This is a genomic window from Polymorphospora sp. NPDC051019, assembly GCF_040683055.1.
Lineage (GTDB): Bacteria > Actinomycetota > Actinomycetes > Mycobacteriales > Micromonosporaceae > Polymorphospora > Polymorphospora lycopeni.
Genome location: NZ_JBFBCH010000006.1, coordinates 132043 through 150575, shown reverse-complemented (window position 1 = coordinate 150575; position 18533 = coordinate 132043). Strand labels below are relative to the sequence as shown.

Sequence of the window (18533 nt, the reverse complement as noted above, 5' to 3'; positions counted from 1 at the left end):
ATGACTAGACTGTGCGCTCGTACGTCTGTGCTATTCGGGGGGATGGCTGTGCGCTCCGCTGAACCTTTGCACCTCGGTTGGATCTTCCGTCCCGAGCACCGCGACGGTGGTGCCGACCACGCCGGCAAGCGGGTCCACTCCGTCGGGCGGGCGCTCGACCCCGACGGCCGGATCGAGGTGATCCTGACCGACGGCGCGCGGGTGCGGGCCTACCGCCGGGAGATAGTCCCAGGTTGACGGCGACCCCACCGACATCGACCGACCCCGGGTACGCCGCGGCGGCGACGGGTGCCATAGTGGCGACTCTGTTGAACGTGACGGGCGGTACGGAGGCGGGCCGGTGGGCAGGATCGGCGAGGTGTGGCAGCTACGTCGGGGCGACGAGGTGCTGGGTGAGATCACAGTCACCGACGCCGACTTCCCCTGGCTGGGCGGCTGCTTCGCGGCCCGGCCCGGGTTCGCCGAGGTCGCACCCCTGTTCGCCGAGGAGGTCGCGCTGGCGACCGTGCTCGAGGACGACGACAGCGCGGCCGCCGTCGAGGCGTGGGAGACGGCGTACGACCGCATCACGACGCTGATGACGCTGGTGGCGCCGTCCGGTCCGGTCGCCGAGTTCCTGCTGCACATGGGCGCCGGCGAGTGCTGGTTCCGGTGGAGCGACGAGCCGCTCACCCGGGAGTGACCCGACGTCGACCGACCGGGTGATCCGGCCGCCGGTAGAGTCCGGCCCATGGTCCACGTCCCCAGGCGTCCCGCTCCGTGAGCCGTGAGGCGCTTTTCGAGGGACAGCGCGGTCGGCTGACGGCACTGGCCTACCGCATGCTCGGCTCGTGGACCGACGCCGAGGACGTGGTGCAGGACGTCGCGGTCGAGTGGTGGGTCGGCGCGGACGACGTGGCGAACCCGGGCGGGTGGCTGACGAGGACGACGGTGCGCCGTGCGATCGACGCGCTGCGCAGACGCCAACGTGAGTCGAGCTACGTCGGCCCGTGGCTGCCCGAGCCGGTCGTCGTCGACCGGCAGCCGGCGGCCGCCGACCTGGTCGAGGCGGGGGAGACCCTGTCGACGGCGTTCCTGATGATCGCCGAGACACTGACCCCGCCGCAGCGGGCGGTCGTGGTCCTGCGGTCGCTGGGCTACCGCCACGACGAGATCGCCGGGGTCCTCGACATCACCCCGGCGGCCGCCCGGCAACACCACGCCAGGGCTGTGCGGACACTCGACCGGCACGGGGCACCGACCGGGAACGGCGCCGTCGACCGGGCCGGCGACGAGGCCGTCACGCGGTCTCTGCTGGTGGCGTTCCTGTCGGCGGCCCGCGACGGTGATCTCGACGCGCTCGTCGCGCTGCTGCACGACGACGTCGTCGCGTACAACGACGGGGGCGGCCGGCGGCGCGCGGCCCGCAACCCGCTGTTCGGTCCGGCGAAGGTGGCCCGCTTCGTCATCGCGGTCAGCGGGATGTCCGCCCGGCGCGCCGCGCGGCTGGTCACCGTCAACGGCACGCCGGGCGCGATCGTCACCCTGGCCGGCGCAGTCCACGTCATCTCGATACAGGTGCGTGACGGCCGGATCCACCGGATCTTCGACGTGTCCAACCCGGACAAGCACGGTGCCGTCCGGGGCCCGGTCGCGCCGGATCCGGCGGCCGCCTAGCCGGCCAGGGGCGGCGGGGCCGTGAGCGTGCTGACGCAGATGCGGTTCCACACGTTGATCGTCCCGATCGCGAGCACCAGATCGGACAGTTCCCGCTCCGGGAACAGGCGGGCCGCCTCGTCCCAGACCTCGTCGTCGACGCCGGTGGCGATCAGGGTGATCGCCTCGGTCAGGGCCAGCGCCGCCCGCTCCCGCTCGGTGAAGAAGCCGGTGTCCCGCCAGGCGCTGACCGCGTAGATCCGCCGGGTGGGCTGGCCCAGCTTCTCCAGGTCGGTGGCGTGCATGTCGACGCAGTACGCGCAGCCGTTGAGCTGCGAGGCGCGCAGCTTCACGAGGTCGAACAGGATGTCGTCGAGGTTTTCCCGCACGTACCGGTCCAGGGCCGCCACGGCCTGGAAGCCCTGCGGCGCGTGCTGGCTGATGTTCAAGCGTGCCATCGTCGTCCTTACCTTGCCGGCGTCGCCCGTCCGGGCGACGGGAGGGCGGGATGCCCTCCGCAACGGTTGTCGACGGCGGGGCCGCGGGTGTGACAGACGGGTCGACCAACCGGCGGCCGGTACGTCCCGCGGACGAGGTCGAGCAGGTCGCCGAGGTACGCGGGCGGGTCGTCGCGCCACCACGCGAGCCAGACCGGCAGCGGCGGCGCGTCGCGCAGCGGCCGGTACGCCACCCCCGGCCGGGGATTCTGGTTCGCGGTGGCCTCGGAGGTGATCCCGACGGCCTGCCCGGCGGCGATCAGGGTGAGCCACTCGTGTACCTCCTGGTGCTGCCCGGACCCGCCAGTGACCTTCCCGGCGTCGGCCTCGGCCTGCTCGCGGGCGCCTGCTGGGCGGCGTACATCCTGCTCAACCGCCTGCTCGGGAGCCGGCGGCCCGGTCTGCAGGCGCCCGCCGCCGCCACCGCCGTGTCCGCGCTCGCCTGCCTGCCGGTCGCCGTCGTCCTGCTCGTCCAGGGCCGCCTGCACGGCGGGGTCCTGTTCGCGGCGGTTGCCGGCCTGCTCAGCTCGGTCGTGCCGTACGCCGCCGACCTGATCGTGTTGCGCCGGGTGCCCGCGCGCCTCTTCGGCGTGGTGATGAGCGTCCATCCGGTGCTGGCCGCGCTCGCCGGCCTGGTCCTGCTCCACCAGGTGCTCGACCCGCACGAGTGGGCCGGCATCGCGATCGTCGTCGCCGTCAACGCGTTCGCCGTCGCGGCCCGGGCCGGCGGGCCCGCGTCGGACGGCGCCGGATCTGACGGCGCCGGATCGGACGGCGCTGCGCCGGACGGCCCGACGCTCTAGGCTCGTCCGATGCGGATCCTGGTTTACAGCCGCACGGGCGGGTTCCGGCACGACTCGATCCCGGCCGGGGTGGCGGCCCTGACGACACTCGGCCGCCGGCACGGGTTCGAGGTCGTCGCGACCGAGGACCCGGCCGTCCTGACCCCGGCCGGGCTCGCCGGCCACGCCGCGGTGGCGTTCCTGAGCACCAGCGGGACGATCTCCGACGACCCGGCCGCCCGGGCGGCGCTGGAAGGCTACGTCCGCGGCGGCGGTGGCTACGTCGGCATCCACGGCGCGGCCACCACCGAATACGACTGGCCGTTCTACGGCGCCCTGGTGGGTGCCTGGTTCGACCGGCACCCTGTGGTGCAGCCCGGCCGGATCGTCGTCGAGGACCACGACCACCCGGCGACCGCGCACCTGCCGCCGATCTGGGAACGCACCGACGAGTGGTACGACTTCCGCACCAACCCGCGCCCGTCGGTGCGGGTGCTGCTGCGGGTCGACGAGACGTCGTACGAGGGCGGCCGGATGGGCGCCGACCACCCGATCGCCTGGTGCCACGAGAATCTCGGCGGCCGGTCGTTCTACACCGGGCTCGGGCACACCGTCGGGTCGTACGAGGAGCCGGCGGTGCTGGCCCACCTGCTCGGCGGGATCCGGTACGCCACCGGCGGCTGACGTCGCCCCCGTCAGACCGTCTGTGTCACCGGGTGCGGGCCGGCGACCGCCGCACCGGCCCGCCGCGCCGCACGCAGGCGGGTCAACCGCGCCACGACAACGGCCACACAGGACAGCACGATCGCGGTCCCGAGCACGTAGACCATCGGGAAGAGCCAGAGCACGAGCCGGTACGACACGATGTCGACCAGTCCCATCAGCGCCCCGACCAGCACCGGCAGCAGTGTCCCGAGCAGCCCGGACAGGACCAGCGGTGCCAGGCGCAGGACGATCCCACGGCCGGTCGTGTCCGTGCGGCGCCCGGCCCAGCGGCGGGCCCGCAGCAGCCCGACGCACCCGAGGATCAGCACGACACCGCTCAGCGCCGCCAGGAAGATGTTGACCCCGTCGTAGGGATTGGTGATCGCCTGTCGTGGCCCGCCGTCCAGGGCGGCGATCGCGTTGTGGGTCAGCAGCGTCGGTTCCCCCGCCGCGTTGGTCAGCGCCACCGCGCCCGTGCCGGTCCGCGGCGAGAACTCGATACTGGAGGCGTACGTCGCGAGGGTGCCGCCGTGCCCGACGAAGGGTTCGGTGTCGGACTCCGCCGACGTGTCGCGCCAGCCGAAGCCGTACTCGCCGGCCCGGTCGGGAACGTCGTGCATCGATCGCAGCGTCGGCTCCCGCAGCAGGCGTTCACCCGTCGCGGCGGAGGTGCCGTCACCGAGCTGGAACGCGAGCCACCGGCCCATGTCCGTGGCGGTGGAGACGATCCCGCCGCTGCCGGCGCAGGTACCCGGCATCTCGGGCACCGCGAGCCGGAGGGCCAGCACGGCGGAGAAGCCGTTGGTCAGCCCGTCGGGGCGCGCGTCGCAGAGGTTGGTCGACGTCGTCGAGGTCATGCCCAGCGGCGCGAACACCCGCTGACGGAGGTAGGCGTTGAACTCCGTCCCGGACGAGACCTCGACGATCCGCGCCAGGATCCCGTAGCCGGTGTTGCTGTACTCCGTACGGGTCCCGGGTTCGGCGGCCAGCGAATGTCCGGCGACGGATTCGACGACCTCGGCCGGTGACCCGGCCGGCCGGGCGGCGTACTCCTTCGCCACGGCGGAGATCCCCGAGCGGTGGGTCAGCAGGTCGCGGACCGTGATCGACCGGTGCCCGGGGTCGCCCATGCGGAAGTCCGGCAGCACGTCGACGACGGGGTCGGTCAGCCCGAACCGGCCCGCGTCGACCTGCTGGAGCACCGCCAGGGCGGTGAACGCCTTGCTCATCGAGCCGATCCGGAACAGCGTGTCGGCGTCGACCGGCCGCCCGGCGCCGTCCTCGCCGCGCACCAGCGTCCGCGGCGTCCCGCCGGCCAGGACCACCAGCGCCGCGCCGGGCGGCCGGACGTCGCGTACGTAGCCGTCGAGGACACTCTCGACCTCGGCCCGTTCCCACGCGCTCGCGGCCGGGGTGACGAGCGCCACCACCGGCACCATCAACGCCAGAGTCAGCAACCATCGCCAGTGCCCGGGCCGGCCTGTTCGTTCCGTGGTGCCGCGTACCCGCATCGTGGTTCCACCCTCTCGTCCCTCACCCACGGCGGGGACGCTACGGAGCGTGGCGTCCGGACGGATCGGGAAGGCTCCGGAGATCCACCCGGAGATCCGCGGGCGCTCACCCCTAAGCGGCGGGTGGTGTGTGGTCAGGGTCTGCGGCCCGAGCCGTGGCACGACACGGCCGACCTCTCCGGATATCGTTGTCTGTCGATGACGGTGGGTGGCGGGCGTCGCATCCACCCGCACCGCCCCGGTGAAGACGACCACCCGGACCGGCCCGCCGGTCGGCCCGCCGGTCGGCCGGCCTCCCGAAGGGAAACCATGACCTCCCTCGCCGTCCAGCTCTACAGCGTGCGGGAACCGCTCGCCGCCGACCGGCCGGGCACCCTGCGCCGGCTCGCCGACGCCGGATACCGGGCCGTGGAGCCGTTCGACACCCATGTCGACCCGCACGGGCTACGGGCCGCGCTCGACCCGCTCGGGCTGGCCGTCTGCGCCACCCACGGCGACGTACTCGGACCGGACCGCGACGCGGTCCTCGCCGGCGCGGTCGTGCTCGGCACCGACACCGTCATCCAGCCCATGGCGCCGCCGCGGCGGTTCGCCGACCGCGCCGGGATCGAGGCGACCGCCCGCGACCTCAACGCCGCCGCCGTCCGCGCCGCCGACCACGGACTGCGGCTCGGATACCACAACCACCACTGGGAACTGGCCTCCCGGATCGACGGCCGGCCGGCCCTGGAGGTCCTCGCCGACCTGCTCGCCCCCGAGGTGCTGCTCGAGGTCGACATCTACTGGGCCGCGACCGGCGGCGCCGACGTACCGGAACTCCTGGGTCGGCTCGGCGACCGGGTCCGCTATCTGCACGTCAAGGACGGCCCGGCGACCGAGGCCGGACCGATGACCGCCGTCGGCGCCGGGGTCGTCCCGGTCGTCGCCGCGCTCGCCGCCGCACCGGCGGCCCGGCGGATCGTCGAACTCGACCGTTGCGCCACCGACGTCCTCGAGGCGATCGAGGAGAGCCACCGATACCTGACCGCCCTGGAGCAGGGAGCACCGCGATGACCGGACACGGACCCGTGGGTGTCGCCGTCGTCGGCTGCGGCACCGTCAGCCACCAGTACCTGCCCACCCTGATCACGTCCCCGGACCTGCGGGTCGTCGCGTGCGCCGACCTCGACCTCGACCGGGCCGGCGCCGTCGCCGCCCGGTACGGGGTGCCGCACGCCACCGACGTGCCGACCGCGCGCCGGCTTCCTGAAGATCACCGGCACCACCGCCACCCTGGCGCTGCCCGACCCGAACGGCTACGACGGGCAACCCCGACTGCGCCGGGCGACGGACGACGACTGGGTGCCGGTACCGATCTCCGGCCACCGGTCCGGCCGGGGCATCGGCGTGGTGGAGATGGCCCGGGCCATCCGGCTCGACCGCCCGCACCGGGCCTCCGGAGAGCAGGCGCTGCACGTGCTCGACCTGATGACGGCGATCGCCGAGGCCGCCGACACCGGCGGGTTCGTCACCGTGAAGAGCAGCTTCACCCCGGCCGCTCCGCTGCCGTCCGGCTGGGACCCGACGGTGGCGACGACCGCCGCCACCTCCGCCGGCCCCACGTAGCGGTGCCGCCACTGCCCGCCAACCCGCCGTGGCCCGGCGGCCACGGGTGGGGCGACCGGTCATCGATCCGCGAGAATGGTCGGAACTACCTGGGGGCGCGCCGCGACTACTGAGCGGGCGCCGGTGTCTCCGTGCCGGCCGTGAGCCTGATCGGAGCACACATGTCCCTGACCTCTGCCAGGTCGGCCGGGCCGGCCGAAGCCCCGCCGCCGGCCGCGCCGGCCGGTTCCGGCGCCGGGCGCCGGACGTACGGGCTGGGCCCGCTGCTGCTGCGGCTGCACTTCTACGCCGGGGTGCTGGTCGCCCCGTTCCTGGTCCTGGCGGCGGTGACCGGACTGGCCTACACCGTCACCCCGCAACTGGATCCGATCGTCTACGGCACCGAACTGCGGGCCGACCCGGCGGGCCGGACCGCGCTGCCGGTGTCGGAGCAGGTCGCCGCCGCCCGGGCCGCCCACCCCGAGGGGACACTGTCCTATGTGGCGCCAGGTGCCGGCGGGACGACGACGCAGGTCGTGTTCACCTCGCCGGAGCTGGGGGAGGACCAGCACAGCGTCTACGTCGACCCGTACACCGCGCAGGTGAAGGGCCAGCTCACCACCTGGTTCGGATACACGCCGGTGCGTACCTGGATCGACGACCTGCACCGCAACCTGCACCTGGGGACGGTCGGGCGGCACTACTCGGAGCTGGCGGCGAGCTGGCTGTGGGTGGTGGCGCTGGGCGGGCTGGCGCTGTGGTGGCGCCGCCAGCGTGGGTCCCGGGGCCGGATACGCCGGCTGCTGCTGCCCGACCTGGCCGCCCGCAGGGGCGTACGCCGGACCCGGGGCTGGCATGCCAGCACCGGTGTGTGGCTGGTGGTCGGGCTGCTGTTCCTGTCCGCGACCGGACTGACCTGGTCCCGTTACGCGGGCGCCAACTTCGGCGCCGGGCTGGACGCGCTCGACGCCCGTACGCCGGTGCTGTCCACCGCCCTGAGCGGTGCGGACGGGCCGGCCGCCGGCGGCGGACACCACGGCGGCGGCGGTCCGACGGCCGCCCCGCCGGTCGACCCGGCCGCGATCGACGACGTGTTGCGGATCGCCCGCGCGGACGGGCTGACCGGCCCGGTCGAGGTGGTCCCGCCCGCCGACGTGTCGTCGGCGTGGACGGTGGAGCAGGTCGACAACGTGTGGCCGGTACGCCTGGACCGGGTCGCCGTCGACCCCGCCGCCGGCACCGTGGTGGACCGCAGCGACTTCGCCGACTGGCCGCTGCTCGCGAAGCTGAGCAGCCTGGGCATCAGCGCGCACATGGGCCTCCTGTTCGGCCCGGTCAACCAGATCCTGCTCGCCGCGCTCGCCGTCGGCCTGCTCTGCGTGATCTTCTGGGGCTACCGGATGTGGTGGCAGCGCCGGCCCACCCGGGCCGACCGCCGGGCGGTCGTCGGTGCCCCACCGGTCGCCCGGGGCGCCTGGTGGCAGCTTCCCACCTGGGCGATCGTGATCGGCCTGCCGGTGGTGTTCCTGCTCGGCTGGGTGCTGCCGCTGTTCGGCATCCCGCTGCTCGCCTTCATCGCCGTCGACCTGGTCGTCGCCGCGTGGCGGCGCCGCCGGTCGGGTGCCGCCGTGTCGGCGTAGGTCACCGGGGCCGGGAGGCCCCGCAGGGATGGACGTGCGGGCCCGCTCAGCGGGCCCGCACCTCGTTTTCCGGCGGACGACCGCCGGGTGTCACCCGGACGCCGCCGTGACGTTTCCTGACGGCTCCGGAAATTCGTGTCGTGCTGCCAAAATCCGTTCCGAAACTTCCGGAAGTTTTCAGTCGACTGTGCTTCGAAGACCATCGGCCCTGCCTGGCGACCTGTGCTCCGCGGGCGAAACTGATCCAGTTCATCCGTGCATTGAACTACCGGAATTTCTCGGTTAGTCTTTCGGCGATCTGGATTGAGTCACGTCGATTCCGTGACCCCGGGCCGTCCGGATCGAACCGTTCGCGCGCGGCGAGTGACACCCGGTCGGTGCCTGCCCGGCACCCGGCCGGCGACCCACCATGCGGTGGCTTCCCGTCCGGCACAGCCCTCCTGCGGTCCCGTCCCACGGCAGGAGGGATCGACGTTCCGTCCACATCGTTGCCAGAGAGGTGACATCTCATGCACAGCAACTCCGACCGGGGTGGCACGCGCCGCCCGGCTACCAGGCGCGGACTGCGCGTCGTGTCCACCGTCGCCGCGGTCGGCGCCCTCGCCGCCGGCCTGGCACTGGTCGTCACGACCTCCGCCAACGCCGCCACGACGCTGGGCGCCTCCGCCGCGGAACGCGGCCGCTACTTCGGCGCCGCCGTCGCCGCCAACAAGCTCAACGACAACACGTACGTGACGATCCTCAACCGCGAGTTCAACTCGGTCACCCCCGAGAACGAGATGAAGATCGACGCGACCGAGCCGCAACAGGGGGTGTTCACCTTCGCCAACGCCGACCGGATCGTCAACCACGCCCGCGGCCGGGGCATGCAGGTCCGTGGCCACACCCTGGCCTGGCACTCCCAGCAGCCCGGCTGGATGCAGAACATGTCGGGCAGCGCGCTGCGCGCGGCGATGCTCAACCACGTCACCCAGGTCGCCACCCACTACCGGGGACAGATCCACTCCTGGGACGTGGTCAACGAGGCGTTCGCCGACGGCGGCAGCGGCGCCCGCCGCGACTCCAACCTCCAGCGCACCGGCAACGACTGGATCGAGGCCGCGTTCCGCGCCGCCCGCGCCGCCGACCCGGGCGCCAAGCTCTGCTACAACGACTACAACACCGACGACTGGACCCACGCCAAGACCCAGGCGGTCTACAACCTGGTCCGCGACTTCAAGACCCGCGGCGTGCCGATCGACTGCGTCGGTCTGCAGTCGCACTTCAACCCCAACTCGCCCTACCCGGGCAACTACCGGACCACGCTGTCCAGCTTCGCCGCCCTCGGCGTCGACGTACAGATCACCGAACTCGACATCGAGGGGTCCGGCACCGCCCAGGCCAACACCTACCGCAACGTGGTCAACGACTGCCTGGCGGTCGCCCGCTGCACCGGCATCACCGTGTGGGGCATCCGCGACACCGACTCGTGGCGGGCCAGCGGCACCCCGCTGCTCTTCGACGGCAACGGCAACAAGAAGCCCGCGTACGACGCCACGCTGGCCGCGCTCAACGGCGGCACCCCGCCGCCGACGACCCCGCCGACCACCACCCCGCCGCCGACCACGCCCCCGCCGGGCGGCGCCGGCTGCACCGCGTCGGTCTCGCTCAACTCCTGGACCGGCGGCTTCGTGGCCACCGTACGGGTCACGGCCGGCTCGTCGGGCACGAACTCGTGGACGGTGACCCTCACGCTGCCCGCCGGGGCGGCGGTGACCAACACCTGGAACGCCCAGGCGAGCGGCAACAGCGGCACCGTCCGGTTCGCCAACGTGGCCTACAACGGCCGCGTCGCCGCCGGACAGTCGACCGAGTTCGGCTTCCAGGGCACCGGCAGCGGGACGGGGATGACCCCGACCTGCACCGCCGGCTGACCGGCCGGCCGGGCCGGCGGGGAGCGGCCAGCCGCTCCCCGCCGGCCCGCGCCGTGCCCGGCGGCCGTCCGGCCGACGTCGCCCCTTGACCCGAGCCGTCGGTTCGAAGTAGACACTAGCGAGCTGTTTCCCGTGGGGATTCCCCTTGCCCGAGCCGGCGACCAGGAGCGAACACCGTGCGACACGAGGCCCCGCACCGGGGCGGCCGATGAGGGCGACCGACCGGGTCAGGCTGGGGCACACCGATGTACGGGTGACCCGGCTCGGACTCGGGCTCGCCCCGATCGGCGGGCTCTTCACCCCCGTCGGCGACGACGTCGCCCGGGCCACCGTCGACACGGCGTGGGAGCACGGCCTGCGCCTGTTCGACACCGCGCCGCTCTACGGCGCCGGCCGCTCCGAACGCCGCGCCGGGGCGGCCCTGTCCGGCCGGCCCCGCGCCGAGTTCGCCATCTCGACCAAGGTCGGCCGCCGGCTCGTGTCCGGCGGGACCGCCGAACAGCCGTTCTGGGCCGAACCGACCGGCCTCGACCCGGTCTTCGACTTCTCGTACGCCGGGACGATGCGGTCGTACGCCGAGAGCCTGGACCGGCTCGGCCTGGACCGGATCGACATCGCCCACACCCACGACCCCGACCAGCACTTCACCGAAGCCGTCGCCGGTGCCTATCCGGCCCTGGCCGAGCTGCGCGAACGCGGCGCCGTCGGCGCGGTCGGCGCCGGCATGAACCAGGCCCCGATGCTGGCCGACCTCGTCCGGGCCACCGACCTCGACTGCGTCCTGCTCGCCGGCCGCTACACCCTGCTCGACCAGTCCGGGCTGGCCGAACTGCTGCCGCTGTGCCACGAGCGGGGCGTCGCGGTCCTCGCCGCCGGCGTCTACAACTCCGGCCTGCTCGCCGACCCCCGGCCCGGCGCCCCCTACGACTACGCGCCGGCCCCGCCGGACCTGGTCGACCGGGCGCTCGCGCTGCGCGACGTCTGCCGGCGGCACCGGGTGCCGCTGCGGGCGGCGGCGATCCGGTTCCCGCTCGGCCACCCGGCGGTGACCAGCGTCGTCGTCGGCGCCCGCAGCCCCGACGAGGTCGCCGACGCCGTCGCCATGTTCGGGTGGGAGATCCCCGGCGCGTTCTGGGTCGACCTGAAGCGGACCGGCCTGCTGCCCGCCGACGTACCCACCCCGTGAACCGGAACCCCCTGGAGGTTGGTCAGTGAAGCTCATGCGGGTCGGCCCGGCGGGCGCGGAGAAACCCGTGCTGTACGCCGGTGACCGGCACTACGACCTGTCGGCGCTGACCGCCGACATCGACCCGGAGTTCTTCGCCACCGACGGACCCCGCCGGGTCGCCGGGGCGACCGGCCTGCCCGGGATCGACGTCACCGGGCAACGGATCGGCCCACCGATCACCCGCCCCGGCGTCGTCCTGTGCGTCGGCCAGAACTACGCGGCCCACGCCGCCGAGTCCGGCGCCGAGCCGCCCACCGAACCGATCGTCTTCTACAAGGCGCCGAACACCGTGGTCGGGCCGTACGACACGGTGCTCGTCCCGCCCGGTTCGACCAGGACCGACTGGGAGGTCGAGCTGGGCGTCGTCATCGGCCGGCGGGCCCGCTACCTCGACTCGCCCGCCGACGCGCTCGCCCACGTCGCCGGGTTCGTGCTGTCCAACGACGTGTCGGAGCGCGACTTCCAGCTCGCCCGCTCCGGCGGGCAGTGGTCGAAGGGCAAGTCGTGCGAGACCTTCCAGCCGCTCGGACCGTGGCTGGTCACCCCCGACGAGATCGCCGACCCGCAGGCACTGTGGCTGCGCTCGTGGGTCAACGGCGAACCCCGGCAGGACTCCACGACCAAAGACATGATCTTCGACGTGGCGTACCTGATCTGGCACCTGTCCCAGTTCACCGTCCTCGACCCCGGCGACCTGATCAACACCGGCACGCCGGAGGGCGTCGCGCTGTCCGGCCGGTTCCCGTACCTGAAGCCCGGCGACGTCATGGAGATCGCCATCGACGGCCTCGGCCGGCAGCGTTCTCCGCTGGATGGCGCCCGATGAACGGCACCGGAGGTTCCGGTGCGGTGTGACGGCCTGGTCGCGGTGGTCACCGGCGGCGGCTCCGGAATCGGCCGGGCCTGCGTCGAGGCGCTGCTGGCCGCCGGCGCCCGGGTCGGCGTGCTCGACCTCGATCCGGCCGGCGCCCCCACCGACCCCCGCGTCCACCCCGTACGCGCCGACGTCGCCGACCGTGCCTCCCTCGCCGCCGCGGTCGCGTCGGTCGCCGACGCGTACGGCGGGATCGACATCCTGGTCAACAACGCCGGCATCTCCGCCGTCGGCACCGTCGAGGACAACGACGACGCGCAGTGGGCCCGGGTGCTCGACGTCAACGTCACCGGCATCGCCCGGACCACCGCCGTCACCCTGCCCCACCTGCGCCGGTCCCGGGCCGCGGCGATCGTCAACATGTCGTCGATCGCGGCCGGCGCCGGCCTGCCCCGACGGGTGCTCTACTCGGCGTCCAAGGGCGCCGTCCACGCCATGACCCTCGCCCTCGCCGCCGACCTGGTCGGCGAGGGGATCCGGGTCAACTGCGTCGCCCCCGGCACCGTCGACACCCCGTGGGTCGCCCGGCTGCTCGCCGACGCCGACGACCCGGTCGCCGAGAAGATCCGGCTCGCCGCCCGCCAGCCCACCGGCCGGCTGGTCACCGCGCCGGAGGTGGCCGCCGCCGTCGTCTACCTGGCGTCGCCGGACAGCGGCGCGGTGACCGGCACCTCGCTCGCGGTCGACTGCGGCCTGTACGGCCTGCGGCTGGCCCCTCCGTCGCGCCCCGACTGAACCCCGGCCGCGCGGAGCGGCGCGTGGTCGTGGCAGCGGTCGACGTACGACAGGAGAGTGCGGGCATGGACGGACCAATCTCGGTACGGGAGGCGACCCTTGCCGACCTGGATCGCATTCTCGACGTGCACGCGAAAGCGCGTACGGCCTATTACCGGGCCGGCGGACTCGCCCTCGAGGCCGCCCCGAATCCCGAGACGGAGCGGGATCGGCGGACCGGATGGACGTCGGCCATACAGGGGCCTGACCAAAGGGCGGTGTGTGCCGTTGCCGACGGCGACATTGTCGGAATCGCCGCGATGGGGCCTCCGCTGTCGCCCGAGGTCGACGCCGGCACGGCGAGCCAGCTCTACCAGATCCAGGTGCGCCCCGACAGCTGGGGAAGGGGCGTCGGCGGCATTCTGCACGCCACCTTCGTGCGATATCTGGAAGACGCCGCACTGCCGGCAGGTCTGCTCGAGGTCTGGGAGCGGAACACGCGGGCGCGGGCGTTCTACGCCCGACACGGCTGGCGGCCCGACGGTGGGTTCCGACCCGGGCCGGACGACGCCAACTACATCTGTCTCCGGCTGGAATCGGCCACTCTTCTCCCGCCGCGGGAACACGCGGCGACGTGAGACGTCGCCTACGAACCGGTGGCGGACCCTCCGGGGTCCGAAGTGGATGACGGCGCGTTCGTACCGCCGGGCGGGGGAGCGGACGCCGGTTTGTCCGTGGTCGGCGGGAAGTGGGCCGAGGGATCGGGGCAGACCAGGTGCGGCATCGGCACCGCGTAGCCGCCGGGGTGGACCGGCCAGGCCGGTACCGGCGGCGGTGCCGGTTGCCGCGCCGGGCGCGGCACGAAGTAGCGGTGCGCGGGAGGCAGTGCCAGCAGCAGCACCACCGCACCCGTGAGCGTGAGCACCAGCACGGTGCCGACCCCGGTGGCCAGGAAGGAGAGGTCGCCGAACGGGATCGGTTCGGCATACAGGGTCGCGAGGAACTCCGACTCCTCCCACAGCCCGTCCGGACCGTCGACGGCGCCCTCCTCGACGTAGCCGACGTCGTCGATCGCGACCAGCAGCGGCAGGAACAGCAGACCGGAACACCCCTGAAGCCCGCAGACCGCCAACTGCGCACCACCGGCGACGAAGACGAGGATCCGTCCGACGTTGCTGCCCCGCAGCACCGGCACCGCGGTCGCGGCCAGCCAGACCGCCAGGACCAGCGTCGGCAGGCCAATGACCACCGCACTCAGGACGTTGCCGAACCGCTCCCCACTCACCTCGTCGGGATCGGCGTCGGGCACCAGCGCGGCGACCCGGGAGATCTCCCCGTCGAACCACACGGCGTGCGCGACGGTCATCCCGACGATGCCGAGCAGCAGGACCGCGGTGGCGAGCAGGAGCCAGAACGCGGCGGCCACCTGCGTGGGGCGGGCCGGGCGTACCTCGTCGGCGGTCATACCGCGCGACGGTGCGGGTCCGGCGACGTGCCCGGACCCGCCCGTTCGGCCACAATGGATCAACTAGTGAGCAGGTCGGCCACCGCGACGGCCGTCTCCGGGTGGGCGGCGAGCAGCGTCGCCAGCCCGGCCGGGGTGGTCGGTCCCGCGTCCCGCCACCCGCCGGTGCAGCCGAGCAGCGCCGCGACCGCGTCGACGGTCTCGGGGTGCCCGGCGAGCAGGTCGGTGACCGGCCCCGCCGCGACGGCCGCCCCGGCACCGGCCAGGACCGGTGCCGGCGCCAGCCACGGCGGCAGCCAGGCGTCCAGCGCCGGCAGGCTGCCGGGGAACGTCCGTCCCGCCTCCCGTACCAGCAGCGGCACCAGCTCCGGGCCCTGCTCGCGCAGGGTGGTGATGAGCGTCGGCAGCCAGGGCAGCAGCACCGGGTCGGGCAGCCGGGCGAACGCCGACGACAGCACCTCGACCACGAACGGCGTGAGCCCTGGAACCGGCTCCAGCGCCTGCACGAACCCGGCGAGATACTGCGGGAAGGCCGGCACCACCAGCGGGTTGCCGAGCAGGCCGGCACACCGCTCGCGCAGCTCGGCCAGCGGCAGCAGGCCCAGTTGGTGCCGGGCCGCCCACAGCAGGGCGACCTTGGCCGGCGTCTCGGGATGCGACTGCGCGACGGCGAGTTCGAGCTGTGACCGGTCGCAGCCCAGCGACAGCGCCAGGCTCTCCATGCCGAACAGGAAGCCCAGCATCGCGCCGACCTGACGGACCCCGGTCTGCTCGTCGACGAACGCGGTCGGCAGCAGCGTGCAGTAGTGCGCGTAGCCGACGGTCACGAACGACTCGCACCAGCCCGGCAGCGCCGACCCGGTGGTGCGGTAGTGGCCCAGCAGCCGGCGGATGCGGCGCAGGACCTCGGGGGCGTCGTCGACGGTGCGCTCGGCGGCGAGCAGGTCGACCGCCCGCGCCCCCAGGTCGTCGACCAGGCGGGGGCTGTCGAGCAGCCGTACGGCGTTCTCGACGGCCTCGAGCGCGACCGCCGCCGTCGCGTCCGGACCGCGTACGGCGCGGCGCAGCCGCTGCTCCAGCACCTGCTCGACGGTCACCCCCTCGTAGCCCAGCTCGATCAGCGCCCGCTGGTTGCGACCGAGTGCCACGTCCCAGCTCTCCTGGATCGACCGGTGCCCCAACCGGCGCTCGCCCATGATCGGACGGGCCGCGTCGGGCGGCAGCAGGTGCCGCAGCATCCAGAGCAGGTCCGAACAGGGGGCCAGCCGGGGATCGGCCCGCAGGTCCAGCAGGACCCGCTGGACCGTACGTTTCTCCGGGTCGATGCCGAGCGGTCGGAGCCGGTCGACGACGTCGCGGGCCAGTGGTGGCAGGGCGTCGTAGCCGACCTGCCCGATCCGGTCGCCGCCGAGCAGGATCTCGCACAGCCGGCGGACGTCCCGCCGGCCCGGCACGACGTCCTTCTCGATGCAGGTGACGGCGGCGTCGGCGAAGTCGTACGGGGTCGGCCGGGGCCGGCCGCGCAGGTTGGCGAGCAGGATCGACGTCTCGAAGACCGCGATCGCGTCGGCGGTGCTGGCCAGATAGCCGTTGCGGCGGGCCAGCCGGACGATGTCGACGCACCAGCCGCGCAGTTCCGCCTCGTCGAGGCCACCGAGCGGCGGCGGCTCGGCCAGGAAGCCGCTGAGCCGGTCGGTGACCGGCCCGGCCGGCGCCGGTGCGGCGGCGGAGCCACCACCCCGGGCGGTCGTCCGCCGGCCGCCGCGCTGCCCGTCGAGGCGGAACGGGACGAGCCGGGACCGGCCGACCGCCTTGGTCCAGGTCGCCGAGGCGACCGACACCGACCCGGAGGCCAGCCCGAACTGCGCCTCGATCGCGGAGTGGCTGGACGGGATGAGCCCGTACCGCCAGCGGGTGCCGGTCCGTGGGGTGATCTCGTAGGCCGGTGCGTCGGCGGCGAGCCCGAACTGCTCGACCCGGCTGGCGGCGTGGAAGGCGCCGCAGACGTAGAGGCAGTCGGCCGGGTCGGCACCGGACGCGGCCAGGTGCTGCCGCATCCGGGTCCACATGTAGCGCTCCCGGTCCTCGTCGCGGTCCAGCCGGTCGGACCGGGCCGGCCGCAGCCGCCGGAACAGGCTGCCGATCAGCACCATCACCTGCCGGTAGGTGTCGTGGTCGGCGTCGACGAGCGGCTGTTCGACGTACTGGTCCCACCACTCCGACCAGTGCCGCACCTTGCCGTGGTGCAGCAGGTAGGTCTCCAGGTCGGCGAAGCCGGGGCGCAGGTCGCCGATCTCCACCCCGACCGCGTCGCCGTGCAGGGCGGCGTCCTCCTCCGCCTCCGTGGCCGTCCCGGCCGGCGCGTCGGTCGGCGCCGATCCCGGTGGCCGGGGCAGCCACTGGAAGATGTGGTCGGTGGAGCGGTCCACCAGCACCAGTTCGACCCCGGGGGTCTCCAGCGCGTACGCGATCGCCTGGTATTCCGCCGACGCCTCGGTGACCGGCGCGACCACGCTGAGCGGACCCCACTCGGCCGGGAAGCCGTCGAGTTCGGACGCGAACGCCTGCAACGCCACCGGCAGCCGGCAGTTGCGCAGTTCCCCGAGCAGCGGCTGGAGGTCTTCGCAGAGTTCCAGGTAGATGACCCGGGGCCGTTTCTCCCGCAGCCGGCGGACCATCGCCAGCGCGGAGGCCGGGGAGTGGTGGCAGACCGGGAAGATCTCCAGCGGCTCGCCCAGCGCCCGGTCGACGTCGTCGACGATGCCGGCGAGGATGCCGTTCAGCGCGTCCGGTGAGCCGGCGAAGGTGGCGGCCGCGTCGGTGAGCTGCTCACGCAGCGCACCGAACGGGCCGGTCGTGGCGGGCGCGGTCACGACAGGGCGGCGATCGCCTGGCGGCCGCCGTCGAGGAAGTCGCCCCAGGTGTCACCGTCCTGCTTGGCGCGCGGCTCCACGACCCCGTGCAGGTATTTGTTGAGGATGGCGAGGTCTTCCGGGCTGCGTCGGGCCAGCGACCCCATCAGCGACCCGGCCAGGGTCGCCGCCCGCAGGGTGCGGTCGCCGAAGAACTGGCTGTGCAGGATGGCGTCCTCCAGCACCCCGATCTGCTCGGCGGTCGACAGCGCCGACTCCAGCTTCTCGTCGTCGCTGGTCGCCGACGCCGCGGCGGCGCGCAGGTCGGCGAAGCTCTGCAACAGGATGTCGAGCAGGGTCGGCGGCACCTCCAACTCGATGCGGTGCCGGCGCAGCAGTTCCTCGGTACGGAACCGGACGATCTCCGCCTCGCTGCGCTTGTTGGTCACCACCGGGATGCGGACGAAGTTGAACCGCCGCTTGAGCGCCGAGGAGAGGTCGTTGACGCCCCGGTCGCGGCTGTTCGCGGTCGCGATGATCGAGAAGCCCGGCTTGGCGAAGACGATGTTGTCGTGGTCGAGTTCGGGGATCGAGACGTATTTCTCCGACAGGATCGAGATGAGGGCGTCCTGCACGTCGCTGGTGGACCGGGTCAGCTCCTCGAACCGGCCGACGACGCCCTGCTCCATCGCCGTCATGATCGGCGACGGGATCATCGACTGCCGGGACTGTCCCTTGGCGATGACCATCGACACGTTCCACGAGTACTTGATGTGGTCCTCGGTCGTCCCGGCGGTGCCCTGCACGACCAGGGTCGAGTTGCGGCAGATCGCGGCGGCGAGCAGTTCGGCGAGCCAGCTCTTGCCGGTGCCGGGATCGCCGATCAGCAGCAGGCCGCGGTCGGACGCCAGGGTCACGATGCTCCGCTCGACGAAGCTGCGGTCGCCGAACCACTTCTGCGGGATCTCCCGGTCGAGGCCGTCGGCGCGTTCGGAGCCCAGGACGAACAGCCGGACCATCCGCGGGCTCAGCCGCCACGAGAACGGCTTGGGGTCGGTGTCGACCGACTCCAGCCAGTCGAGTTCGTCGGCGTACTTGACCTCGGCGGGGGCGCGCAGCATCTCGGTCATTTG

Annotated in this window: 18 protein-coding genes; 13 read left to right on the top strand and 5 right to left on the bottom strand. The window is 73.4% G+C overall.

Annotated elements, in window-relative coordinates; genetic code table 11:
- Positions 1–42 precede the first annotated feature (42 nt).
- From AB0M79_RS13785 to AB0M79_RS13775, 3 genes are all read left to right on the top strand, one after another.
- Positions 43–237 carry a hypothetical protein gene (locus AB0M79_RS13785; protein WP_364212297.1) on the top strand — a complete coding sequence of 65 codons (195 nt, stop codon included), beginning with the start codon at positions 43–45 and terminating at the stop codon, positions 235–237.
- A gap of 103 nt (positions 238–340) precedes the next feature.
- The gene (locus tag AB0M79_RS13780; protein ID WP_364212294.1) at positions 341–682 is read left to right on the top strand and encodes a hypothetical protein; all 342 of its coding nucleotides are present in this window, start codon (positions 341–343) and stop codon (positions 680–682) included.
- Positions 683–759: 77 nt separating this feature from the next.
- On the top strand, positions 760–1656 hold the full coding sequence (locus tag AB0M79_RS13775; protein WP_364212291.1) for a sigma-70 family RNA polymerase sigma factor: 897 nt from the start codon (positions 760–762) through the stop codon (positions 1654–1656).
- Here AB0M79_RS13775 and AB0M79_RS13770 read toward each other — a convergent pair.
- Positions 1653–2093, bottom strand: coding sequence for a carboxymuconolactone decarboxylase family protein (locus AB0M79_RS13770; protein ID WP_364212288.1), 441 nt, complete (start codon positions 2091–2093; stop codon positions 1653–1655). The genes AB0M79_RS13775 and AB0M79_RS13770 overlap by 4 nt on opposite strands.
- Positions 2094–2182: 89 nt before the next feature.
- Between AB0M79_RS13770 and AB0M79_RS13765 the strand changes: the two genes are divergently transcribed.
- Complete coding sequence (locus AB0M79_RS13765) at positions 2183–2935, top strand: EamA family transporter (protein WP_364212285.1); 753 nt, start codon at positions 2183–2185, stop codon at positions 2933–2935.
- Between the two features lie 9 nt (positions 2936–2944).
- The gene (locus AB0M79_RS13760; protein WP_364212282.1) at positions 2945–3598 is read left to right on the top strand and encodes a ThuA domain-containing protein; all 654 of its coding nucleotides are present in this window, start codon (positions 2945–2947) and stop codon (positions 3596–3598) included.
- 11 nt (positions 3599–3609) lie between these two features.
- On the opposite strand, the gene AB0M79_RS13755 is transcribed toward AB0M79_RS13760, so the two are convergent.
- A complete protein-coding gene (locus AB0M79_RS13755) occupies positions 3610–5160 on the bottom strand; it encodes a serine hydrolase domain-containing protein (protein WP_364212279.1) in 1551 nt (516 codons plus the stop codon).
- 279 nt (positions 5161–5439) lie between these two features.
- On the opposite strand from AB0M79_RS13755, the gene AB0M79_RS13750 reads away from it, so the two are divergent.
- The 8 genes from AB0M79_RS13750 (at position 5440) to AB0M79_RS13715 (ending at position 13721) form a co-directional block, all read left to right on the top strand.
- Positions 5440–6183, top strand: a complete 744-nt coding sequence (locus tag AB0M79_RS13750) for a sugar phosphate isomerase/epimerase (RefSeq protein ID WP_357539833.1) — start codon at positions 5440–5442, stop codon at positions 6181–6183.
- A gap of 288 nt (positions 6184–6471) precedes the next feature.
- Entirely contained in the window at positions 6472–6735 is a 264-nt protein-coding gene (locus AB0M79_RS13745) for a hypothetical protein (RefSeq protein ID WP_364212276.1), read from the top strand.
- A gap of 161 nt (positions 6736–6896) precedes the next feature.
- Entirely contained in the window at positions 6897–8354 is a 1458-nt protein-coding gene (locus tag AB0M79_RS13740) for a PepSY domain-containing protein (RefSeq protein WP_364212273.1), read from the top strand.
- Between the two features lie 509 nt (positions 8355–8863).
- On the top strand, positions 8864–10267 hold the full coding sequence (locus AB0M79_RS13735) for an endo-1,4-beta-xylanase (protein WP_364212270.1): 1404 nt from the start codon (positions 8864–8866) through the stop codon (positions 10265–10267).
- Positions 10268–10475: 208 nt separating this feature from the next.
- On the top strand, positions 10476–11453 hold the full coding sequence (locus tag AB0M79_RS13730; RefSeq protein ID WP_364212267.1) for an aldo/keto reductase: 978 nt from the start codon (positions 10476–10478) through the stop codon (positions 11451–11453).
- A gap of 25 nt (positions 11454–11478) precedes the next feature.
- Positions 11479–12321, top strand: coding sequence for a fumarylacetoacetate hydrolase family protein (locus tag AB0M79_RS13725; RefSeq protein ID WP_364212264.1), 843 nt, complete (start codon positions 11479–11481; stop codon positions 12319–12321).
- Between the two features lie 18 nt (positions 12322–12339).
- The gene (locus AB0M79_RS13720) at positions 12340–13104 is read left to right on the top strand and encodes an SDR family oxidoreductase (RefSeq protein ID WP_364212261.1); all 765 of its coding nucleotides are present in this window, start codon (positions 12340–12342) and stop codon (positions 13102–13104) included.
- A gap of 65 nt (positions 13105–13169) precedes the next feature.
- Positions 13170–13721 (top strand): GNAT family N-acetyltransferase, encoded by a 552-nt coding sequence (locus AB0M79_RS13715; protein ID WP_364212258.1) that lies wholly within the window; start codon positions 13170–13172, stop codon positions 13719–13721.
- Between the two features lie 8 nt (positions 13722–13729).
- Here the strand turns inward: AB0M79_RS13715 and AB0M79_RS13710 are convergent, their stop codons facing one another.
- From AB0M79_RS13710 to AB0M79_RS13700, 3 genes are read right to left on the bottom strand one after another with little or no spacing between them, the layout of a single operon-like run.
- Complete coding sequence (locus tag AB0M79_RS13710; RefSeq protein WP_364212255.1) at positions 13730–14548, bottom strand: hypothetical protein; 819 nt, start codon at positions 14546–14548, stop codon at positions 13730–13732.
- A 59-nt stretch (positions 14549–14607) separates the two neighbouring features.
- The gene (locus tag AB0M79_RS13705) at positions 14608–17421 is read right to left on the bottom strand and encodes a DUF5682 family protein (protein WP_364212252.1); all 2814 of its coding nucleotides are present in this window, start codon (positions 17419–17421) and stop codon (positions 14608–14610) included.
- Positions 17418–18530 (bottom strand): AAA family ATPase, encoded by a 1113-nt coding sequence (locus tag AB0M79_RS13700; protein ID WP_364212249.1) that lies wholly within the window; start codon positions 18528–18530, stop codon positions 17418–17420. Before AB0M79_RS13700 ends, AB0M79_RS13705 begins: the two co-directional genes overlap by 4 nt.
- Positions 18531–18533 lie beyond the last annotated feature (3 nt).